We start from the raw sequence: 7,943 nt of genomic DNA on the forward strand, positions 1-7,943 counted from the left end.
TAGGTGACCGGACCGGTTACTCCGCCTCCCAGGTCTCCCGGTACGAGCGGGGCCTCTCCCCGCTGTCCGACGTCGACGTCCTCAGATGCTTCGCTGATGTGCTCGACATTCCGCCCAAGGAGTTCGGACTCACCGCGACTTCGCCCCCTGCACAGACCCGACACGGATACCCTGTCGCCCCTGGTCTCGCCTACCCACGCCTTCCCGCCTCTAGGCTGGGACGAAATCAGCGGGAGGAGAGCGACGCCCCAGTGCGGCGACGAGAATTCCTTGCTCTCTCGGCTGCGGCAACCGCCGGCCTCTCGCTCCCGGCAACGACGGCAGCAGGAGCCCAGGACGTACCAGCGGGACCGCCCCTCGTCGGCCGTCTGCCGGACGCGATGCTCGGAATCGGCCAGGACCACGAACTGCCGGCCACCGAGCAGTTGCCTGTCGAACTGGCACGCGTGCACGCCGACTTCCACACCTGCCACTCCGCCAGCCTCGCCGTCCGCCTGCCCCGCCTGATCCGTGCCGGACACGCCCTCGGCTCCGAAGCCGAGGGCGATCACCTCGATCTGCTCGGGCAGAGCTACCTCCTCGCGACCCGCATGCTCGTCAAACTCGACGAGCAGCAGCTCGGCTGGATGGCAGCCGACCGCGCACGCCAGGTGGCCGAAGCCGCCGGACACCCCCTCGCAGTGGCGGAGGCCGCCCGGAACCTCGCTGTACTCGCCCGCCGCGCCGGCTGGGAGGACCAGGCACTGTCGATCACACTCAACGCCGCCGACGACCCAGCCCTTCGCGCGTCCCGCAGCGGCGCCGCCGAACGCGGCCTGCTGATCCAGTCAGCCGCTTACAGTGCCGCAAGAGGCGGCGACCGGGAGGGGATGCGGGAGCTGACGGATGAAGCTGCCGCCATCGCCGCCAGCCTCGGCGGCACCACCGTGCTGCGTGATCACGGCGGCGGCTTCAGCCCCGCCACCGTCCAGCTCCACCGCATCTCCGCCGAGTTCTCCACCGGCGCCCCCTCCGCAGCCCCGGCCGCCGCCCGTGCACTGCCGCCGCAGAGCCTGCCCAGCGTGGAACGCCGGGCGCGCTACTACACCGACGTAGCGGCCGCCCTGGCCCTACGCGGACATCGGGACGAATGAGTGCGCTCACTTCTGGCGGCCGAGCACCAAGCACCCCAGGAGACTCACTCCCGGCCTGCGGTGAAGTCCCTCATCTCCGGACTGCTGATGTCCGGCCGCGCCACGCCCGAACTCCGCGCCCTCGCTGCGCGCGCCGGCGCCCTTCCGTAGGAGGGCAACCAGAATGCGTCGGAAACGTGCCGTAGGCCGACGGCGCCGCGGGGACGGCCAACGAGCCGTTCGGCCAGGGCGATGGCGCGGTCGACTTGCTCGACGACCACCCACTCGTCCGGGGCGCCGCTGAACCGCTTGTTCTTGATGGCCTTGCCGGACAGGCGGAAGCGGCAGCCTCCGCCAGCCACGGTCCGTGCAGGGGTGCGGCAGCCCACCTCCAGCTCAAGCAGTTCGGATGAACGCATCCCGGAGAGCGCCGAGGTCACGACCGCGCAGGCGATCATCATGTTGCCCACCGACCGCCTGGCCCACTCTTGCCGCTTTCGACCGCAGTCGCTGGGTGAGGCTGCGGTCGATCGCCTGACGCCGGCGAGGGTCGTAGAGCGAGAGGTAGATCGCTTCGTGCGAGATCTACATGGAGGCGTCTTCAGGGAACAGCCGTCGCAGCCATCCTGCGATCTGCTCGGGTGACCAGCACAGAGCCAGCTTGGCTTCCACCAGGGCGCGTAGAGCGGGCCGTTGGGCGAGCTTGGCCTGCTTGGGGCGGCGCCCGCGCTCGCAGGCGGCTGCGTCGGCCGAGGCGGCTCGGTAGCGGTCCCGCCCGCCGTTGCGGGCGATCTCGCGGGAGACGGTCGAAGGGATCGGCCCAGCCGCTTGGCCAGCTGGCGGGCCGATTCCCCGGCGGCGATGCCGCGGGACATCTCCTCGCGCTCGCTGCCACTCAGATGCCGCTCTGACCGCTTCCGCGGGGCGAGGCGGACGCCGCCGCTCTGGGACAGGAAGCGACGAGCGTGCTGCATCGGTGCCCCGAGTGCCCGTCCGATCAAGCTGAACGACTGCCCCTCCCGCCAGCGTTTCCAAATCTCGTCCTGCTGAGCTGGCGAAAACCCGTAGTCACGCACCTTTGCCTCCACGATCACATGGTCATCCGTGGGTGGTGCGTTGATCACTTGAGGGTGCCTTCGTTTGATGACAGGAAAGGCCCATGGGGGCCGCATCGGGTGCCGTCGGTCAGGTGCGGGAGTGCGGTGCGGGTGAGGTGGGCTGGTCGGTGGCGGCCCAGGAGGCGAGGAGGCGCAGTCCCTCTTCGGAGGGTGAGGCGGGTTCGGCGGTGTAGATGGTGAGGGTGAGGCCGGGTTCGGCGGCCATCTCCAGCCCTTCGTAGGCGAGCGTGAGGTCGCCGACCACGTGGTGGTGGAAGCGTTTGGTGCCGGTGCCGTGGTGGCGGACGTTGTGGGCGCCCCAGCGGGTGCGGAAGTCGTCGCTTCGGGTGGAGAGTTCGCCGACGAGGTCGTGCAGGCCCTTGTCGTGGGGGTTGCGGCCGACTTCGGTGCGCAGGATCGACACCGCGACGTCGGCGGCCTGGTCCCAGTCGGGGTAGAAGCGGCGGGATGCGGCGTCGAGGAAGTTGAAGCGGGCCAGGTTGGCCTGGTTGTGGGGTGTGGCGTAGACGTCGTCGTAGAAGGCGCGGGCGAGCTGGTTGGTGGCGAGCAGGTCCATGCGGCCGTTGCGGACGAAGGCGGGCCCTGCGGTGACGGCGTCCAGGACCCATTGCAGGCTGCGGTGCGGCTTCCACTGCGAGGAGCGTCGCCGGGGGCGGCTGAGGGTGTCGGAGCCGTCCGCCGCGTGCGCGAGGTTCAGCAGGTGCGCGCGCTCGGCATCGTCGAGCTGCAGGGCGCGGGCGAGGGCGTCGAGGACGGCCGGGGAGACACCGGCGAGGTGGCCGCGTTCCAGTTTGGCGTAGTACTCCACGCTCATGTCGGCCAGGGCTGCGACCTCGCTGCGGCGCAGGCCGGGCACCCGGCGGCGGCTGCCGGTGGGCAGGCCCACTTGCTCGGGGGTGATCTTGGCTCGCCGCGAGGTCAGGAACTCGCGGACCTCTGCTTGGTTGTCCACGCCTTCGACGGTACGACGATGCCGCGAGTGGAGGGATGTACTGCCGGTACACCCTTTGGCCGTGCCTCGCTCCGCAGGTCGTGAGGGGGTTACCTGGACGACGTGGTGCTTCTCGCCCGGCCCGCCGAGGGGCGGGCACGAAGCCACCCAGCCCTGCACTCGGCGACGGGCCACACCTCCGCCTACAACACCGGCATCGCCGCAGGCTCCGCGCTCGCCGGGCAGGCCCTGGCCTCCTCCCTCGGCGTGACCGGGCCCGCCCTGGTCGGCGCCGTCTTCGCGGGCCTGACCCTGCTGCCGCTGACCGCCCTGGCCGTCACAATGCGGCGGGCCACGACGCGCACCGTCGCCCGGGGCGGCCCCATCCCGGCAGCCCGCACGACCGCGGAAACGACCTCAGCCTCGGCACGGACCTGAACCGGCCCCCACCTACCTGGAGCACCCGCCATGAACACCAAGAACCCCACGTACGACTTCGCCGGCCAGGTCGCCTTCGTCACCGGTGCCAGCTCCGGCATGGGCCTGGCCGCCGCCCGCGCCTTCGCCGAGGCTGGCGCTGCCGTCGGCCTCGCCGACATCAATGAGAACGCGGTCACCGCTGCGGTCAAGGACCTCACGGACGCCGGGTACCAGGCCCTCGCCCTGGTCTGCGACGTCTCCGACGAAGCCCAGGTCGCCGCCGCCGTCGACCGCACCGTCGAGACCTTCGGGCGGCTGGACATGGCCTACAACAACGCCGGCATCATGCCCCCGCCCACCGACGCCGCCGACGAGCCCGCCGACCAGTTCGACCGCGTCCAGAACATCAACCTGCGCGGCATCTGGGCCGCCATGAAGCACGAACTGCGCCACATGCGGGAACAGGGCCACGGTGCGATCGTCAACTGCTCCAGCCTCGGCGGCCTCGTCGGCAACCCCGGCCGCGCTGCTTACCACGCCTCGAAGCACGGCGTGATCGGCCTGACCAAGAGCGCCGCCCTCGAATACGGCTCCCGCGGCGTCCGCATCAACGCGGTGTGCCCCGGCACCATCAGCACCCCCATGGTCGACACCATGCTCGCCAACGGCGAACTCGACAGCGACCAGGCCGCCGCCGGCCAGGCCATCGACCGACTCGGCACCGCCGACGAAATCGCCCAGGCCGTCCTGTGGCTGTCCAGCACCGGCGCCAGCTACGTCACCGGCATCGCCCTGCCTGTCGACGGCGGCTACACCGCCCAGTGAGCAGCCGCCGACCGGCCGTCCCTCACTGTGAAAGGCCGGCCGGTTCGGTCTCATTGGCGCGCGAGTGGCTCGCGGTGGCACGACGCCCTGCAGCGGGCTCTGAACTCCGCCATCGCCACCAGCTCCGGCAGGCCCTCCAGACGGCCGCCGACACCGTACACGTGACCGCCCCGCACCGAGATCAATCCAAGGCTCGGACGAGTTGGCGTCTTGACCTGCCCGTCCTCTACCCGAATCGGAACTCTTCCACGACTTCCCACGTGTAGTACCCGGCTGCCGGGTCCTGCCGCTGCTCGACGAGGTGAACACGGTCGATGGTGACGTCGACCCGCTCGGGGCGCAGGGAGCGTAGCCCTCGGTTCAGGGGCCGGTCGTCGAAACCGCCGTCCCGGACGTAAGCCAGCGTCGAATGAGCCCAGACCGATGCTTCTGGGCGTAGGGACCGTCCCCGCGCGTACGGGGTGCACCGTCCGGCGTAGCCTCCCGGCGGCAGCGAGTTGCGGAACCCAAGGGGCAGTAGGGATATCGCCTGTCCGCCTCGGCGTTGGGCACCATCAGGATCACGCCGACTTACGTACCCTCTCCTGATGAAGTGACCGCCGTGCAGGCTCGTTGCCACTCGGGGGCGTCGGCCGACCCTGGGGAGGCAATGAGCCGGCGCCCGCCGCAGCAGGCCATCACTTCTGTCGCCGTGGAGTTCAGGAAGATCAGGAACCAGGAAGACCTGTCCACCGTGTCGATGGATCCGATACGAAGTGGCTCTTCCCCGGCTCGCAGAAGGATGTCGACGCTGTCGGCAAGGCCATCGATCGTGTGGCCACGTCTCAAGGAGTGGTGCATTCGGCGCCGGAAGACGCCCACGTGTCTATTGGCCGGGACCAGGCCGTCCCAGACGACGAAGTCAGCCCCGGCGATCAAGGCTGCGCGTGCAGGTCCGGATGCCGGGGTCTGTTCGCGGAGCATGGCGATGAGGTCGTCGCGAGTCACACAGCCGCCCGGTGACAGGATGGCCGGCGATCGGCTGCGTGTGACAACTACAGCGCCTTCCTGGCGACAGTCCGGCTGCTCCGGCCTGGTTCCTGCGCAGCCTATGCGGCGCGGTCGGTGACAACTACCGAGCCTCGGCACACGGGCGCGAACGGGGTCTGGAGCAGGCCCTCGGCCCGAACCCGCACTCCGTCGCACGTCACATCTCGGCCAATGCTTCCGACGCGCCTCGGACGACCGGGTCTTGCGGACAGGCCGCCAGGAGAGGGGCGAACGCCAGGGGCCTTTCAGCGCGCAGCGACACGAAGTACCCACCGGCACGGTGCGCGCCGATCCCCGGTGGGGTGATGCTCTATCTTCCCGGCCAACAGGCCGCCCCATAGGCCCGCGCGCGGCCCCGCCAATGCGCACGAAGGGACTGGCCGGCCGCCGATACCCGAGGCGGGGCATTCCGGCTGGCGGTCATCGTCAGCTCTGGCCGTCGGGCTGGAGGGTGCCGGCGGGCGCCGCGTCGACCATCACCAGGCCGCTGACCGCCACCCTGGCATCATGCAGTGCGTCCGCCAGGGCGGCGGCGTGCTCCCCTGCCCGGCGCAGGGCGCCATGGGTACTGGCCAGCTGACCGTCTGTCGTATGAGCGCCGTCCGTGCTCACCACCTGCCCGGCGGCCTGGAGCTCGTGCAGCTGCTGAGAGATCTGCTCCAGAGTCTGCGGGAGGCTGTGCGCGGTCAACACCAGGGTGTTGATGGCGGTGTAGGCAGCGGTCTTCATGGAACTCATTCTGGCAATCGGGGCAGTATCCGGAATCACGAAAGTCCCCTCCGACCGGAGGGGACTTTCGGCGCGACGACCGAGAAGGTGGTCAGCGGACGGTGGCCCCGGCCATCTCGTGGAGGAGGTAGAGCGACCGGTCGGCGCGGCGGGGGCGACGGGTCCACGTAGGTTTCCGAAGCTCGATCGCCGGTTACCGAAAAGTCATCCTCGGCGCGGTACGGCTCCGTCCTGCCAGCGGTAGAGGTCGCGCAGCAGGGAAATCTCGGCCCCGTGATGGATCAGCTCCCTGTTGACGTGCAGGACGATGCCTTCCATGGGGAACCGCTCGGGACCCACCGTGGGCGGATTCTCCAGGTCAGCGTCCGAGAGCTCGCGGACCCCCGCGTTCCATCTCCCATACATCTCATCGAGCTGTTTCAGCGCCTCGTCAGCGGTCCCCGCGTAGGCAAATGTCTGGGAGTCGACGTCCTGGCCGCCGAAGTGCCATCCGACCCGGTAGCCCAGGCAGGAGACGATGATGTGCGCCAGCCGCCAGGCGATCGTGGTCACCGGCGCCGGCACCGGGTCAGAGGACGCGGAGTCCATCTTCCATTGCCCCGAACCTGCCGACATCGGTGTGGCCGACGTGCCACGTGGGCGGATGCTCCAGCAGCCGCGCACCGGCTCCCAGAAATACTCATCGTCGGTAAGACCGTCCAGCCGTGGCCGCAGATTCGTGCGCCAGTACCAGTCCGACTGCTCCGCGAGCCGCTCGCTTCTTGTCATTGCCGCACACTACAGACCCGTCGAGCGGAGCGTGCCGGCCTGGTGGGCGCAGGACGACTCCGGCTATGCCGTCCGGCAGCGCGACCTGGGTTTTCTGGGCAACAGGACACCGGCCTCGATGTTGCCGGTTGCGCTGCTGAAGTCGTCGTGGTGGTGGTGCGAGAATTGGGCGGGCTTTGGGCCCCGGTGACCTCTTGGCGGCACTGACGGCGGTCAGTGCCGATCGGATCAGTCGCGGTGGGCCTCGCGGGAGGCCGACTGTCCGCTCCTGCGGGGGTCGGCGGGTGATGCGCCTGGTCATCCGGGTGATCGAGGCCCAGGTGATGACCAATTCCGAGTGCTGAACGGGCCGTTCGTAGTCACGCGCGTGTCTGCGGGCGTGCATGACCCAGGTCGATGCGGGGAGCGTCGTTGCCGGCGTCCATCACCACCAGCACTTCCGGGTCGCCCGGCTGCCACTGCCCGGCGTCCGCCAGCTGCTCGGTGCTGCCCTTGGCGGTGTGCGACCCGCCATTCGTAAGCTGATCCATGACGATCACAGCGGCCCCGGACCTCGGGCGACACCGCGAGCCAGGGAGCTGGGGGCAGACATGCGGAAGAGGCGCCCTCTCGGGGCGATCGGCTACTTCCTGATGGGCGGTGCGTGCCTGCTGATCGCCGTCGTGCTGGCGATGGGAGTAAGGCATGTGGTCCATCTGCTCCCGGTCGTCATCCTGGGCGTGCCGGGTGTGGTGCTGACGTTCCGCGCGCCGGTGTTCGGCGTCCGTTACGGGCCGGACGGGCTGAGGTACTCCGGGCTGCTCAACGCACGCTCCCACGCGTGGACGGACATCCGGGAGGTGCGGGTGGCTGTCGTGTCGGGCACGGTGTACTCGTCCGACGTCCCGGAGTTGGTGCTGGCCTCCGGCGGGACGGACCAGCTGCACATGCTGTCGGGCCACAGCTTCGGCCGGGCCCGGAACAGGCGGGTCGTGCGGCTAGTCGCCGAGCTGGAGGCAGCACGCGCGGCGG

9 protein-coding genes and 1 pseudogene are annotated in these 7,943 nt (G+C 69.9%); 4 read left to right on the forward strand and 6 right to left on the reverse strand.

Annotated features, from left to right (window positions below):
* The coding region (locus EES42_RS25075; protein WP_241196572.1) for a helix-turn-helix domain-containing protein at window positions 1-1,133 on the forward strand (1,133 nt) is incomplete at its 5' end.
* Window positions 1,134-1,177: 44 nt separating this feature from the next.
* Here the strand turns inward: EES42_RS25075 and EES42_RS44870 are convergent.
* Together EES42_RS44870 and EES42_RS25085 are read right to left on the reverse strand one after the other, a co-directional pair.
* Window positions 1,178-1,582 carry a hypothetical protein gene (locus EES42_RS44870; RefSeq protein WP_164495295.1) on the reverse strand — a complete coding sequence of 135 codons (405 nt, stop codon included), beginning with the start codon at window positions 1,580-1,582 and terminating at the stop codon, window positions 1,178-1,180.
* 715 nt (window positions 1,583-2,297) lie between these two features.
* Window positions 2,298-3,182, reverse strand: coding sequence for a helix-turn-helix transcriptional regulator (locus tag EES42_RS25085; protein ID WP_124720511.1), 885 nt, complete (start codon window positions 3,180-3,182; stop codon window positions 2,298-2,300).
* 102 nt (window positions 3,183-3,284) lie between these two features.
* Between EES42_RS25085 and EES42_RS46380 the strand changes: the two genes are divergently transcribed.
* Together EES42_RS46380 and EES42_RS25095 are read left to right on the forward strand one after the other, a co-directional pair.
* On the forward strand, window positions 3,285-3,599 hold the full coding sequence (locus EES42_RS46380) for a hypothetical protein (protein WP_241196574.1): 315 nt from the start codon (window positions 3,285-3,287) through the stop codon (window positions 3,597-3,599).
* A gap of 30 nt (window positions 3,600-3,629) precedes the next feature.
* The gene (locus tag EES42_RS25095; protein ID WP_124720512.1) at window positions 3,630-4,406 is read left to right on the forward strand and encodes an SDR family NAD(P)-dependent oxidoreductase; all 777 of its coding nucleotides are present in this window, start codon (window positions 3,630-3,632) and stop codon (window positions 4,404-4,406) included.
* A 1,455-nt stretch (window positions 4,407-5,861) separates the two neighbouring features.
* Here the strand turns inward: EES42_RS25095 and EES42_RS25105 are convergent.
* The 4 genes and pseudogenes from EES42_RS25105 to EES42_RS44875 all read right to left on the reverse strand — a co-directional run bounded on the left by EES42_RS25105 (window position 5,862) and on the right by EES42_RS44875 (window position 7,462).
* A complete protein-coding gene (locus tag EES42_RS25105) occupies window positions 5,862-6,164 on the reverse strand; it encodes a hypothetical protein (protein ID WP_124720513.1) in 303 nt (100 codons plus the stop codon).
* A gap of 204 nt (window positions 6,165-6,368) precedes the next feature.
* Window positions 6,369-6,932 carry a DinB family protein gene (locus EES42_RS25110; protein WP_124720514.1) on the reverse strand — a complete coding sequence of 188 codons (564 nt, stop codon included), beginning with the start codon at window positions 6,930-6,932 and terminating at the stop codon, window positions 6,369-6,371.
* 280 nt (window positions 6,933-7,212) lie between these two features.
* Window positions 7,213-7,323 (reverse strand): annotated as a pseudogene (locus EES42_RS25115) (IS5/IS1182 family transposase); the annotation flags it as partial.
* Window positions 7,292-7,462 carry a hypothetical protein gene (locus EES42_RS44875; RefSeq protein ID WP_164495296.1) on the reverse strand — a complete coding sequence of 57 codons (171 nt, stop codon included), beginning with the start codon at window positions 7,460-7,462 and terminating at the stop codon, window positions 7,292-7,294. The pseudogene EES42_RS25115 and the gene EES42_RS44875, both read right to left, overlap by 32 nt.
* A 60-nt stretch (window positions 7,463-7,522) precedes the next feature.
* Between EES42_RS44875 and EES42_RS44880 the strand changes: the two genes are divergently transcribed.
* On the forward strand, window positions 7,523-7,943 hold a 421-nt coding region (locus tag EES42_RS44880; RefSeq protein ID WP_164495311.1), incomplete at its 3' end, for a hypothetical protein.

The sequence above is a fragment of the Streptomyces sp. ADI95-17 genome (genome assembly GCF_003846175.1).
GTDB lineage: Bacteria > Actinomycetota > Actinomycetes > Streptomycetales > Streptomycetaceae > Streptomyces > Streptomyces sanglieri.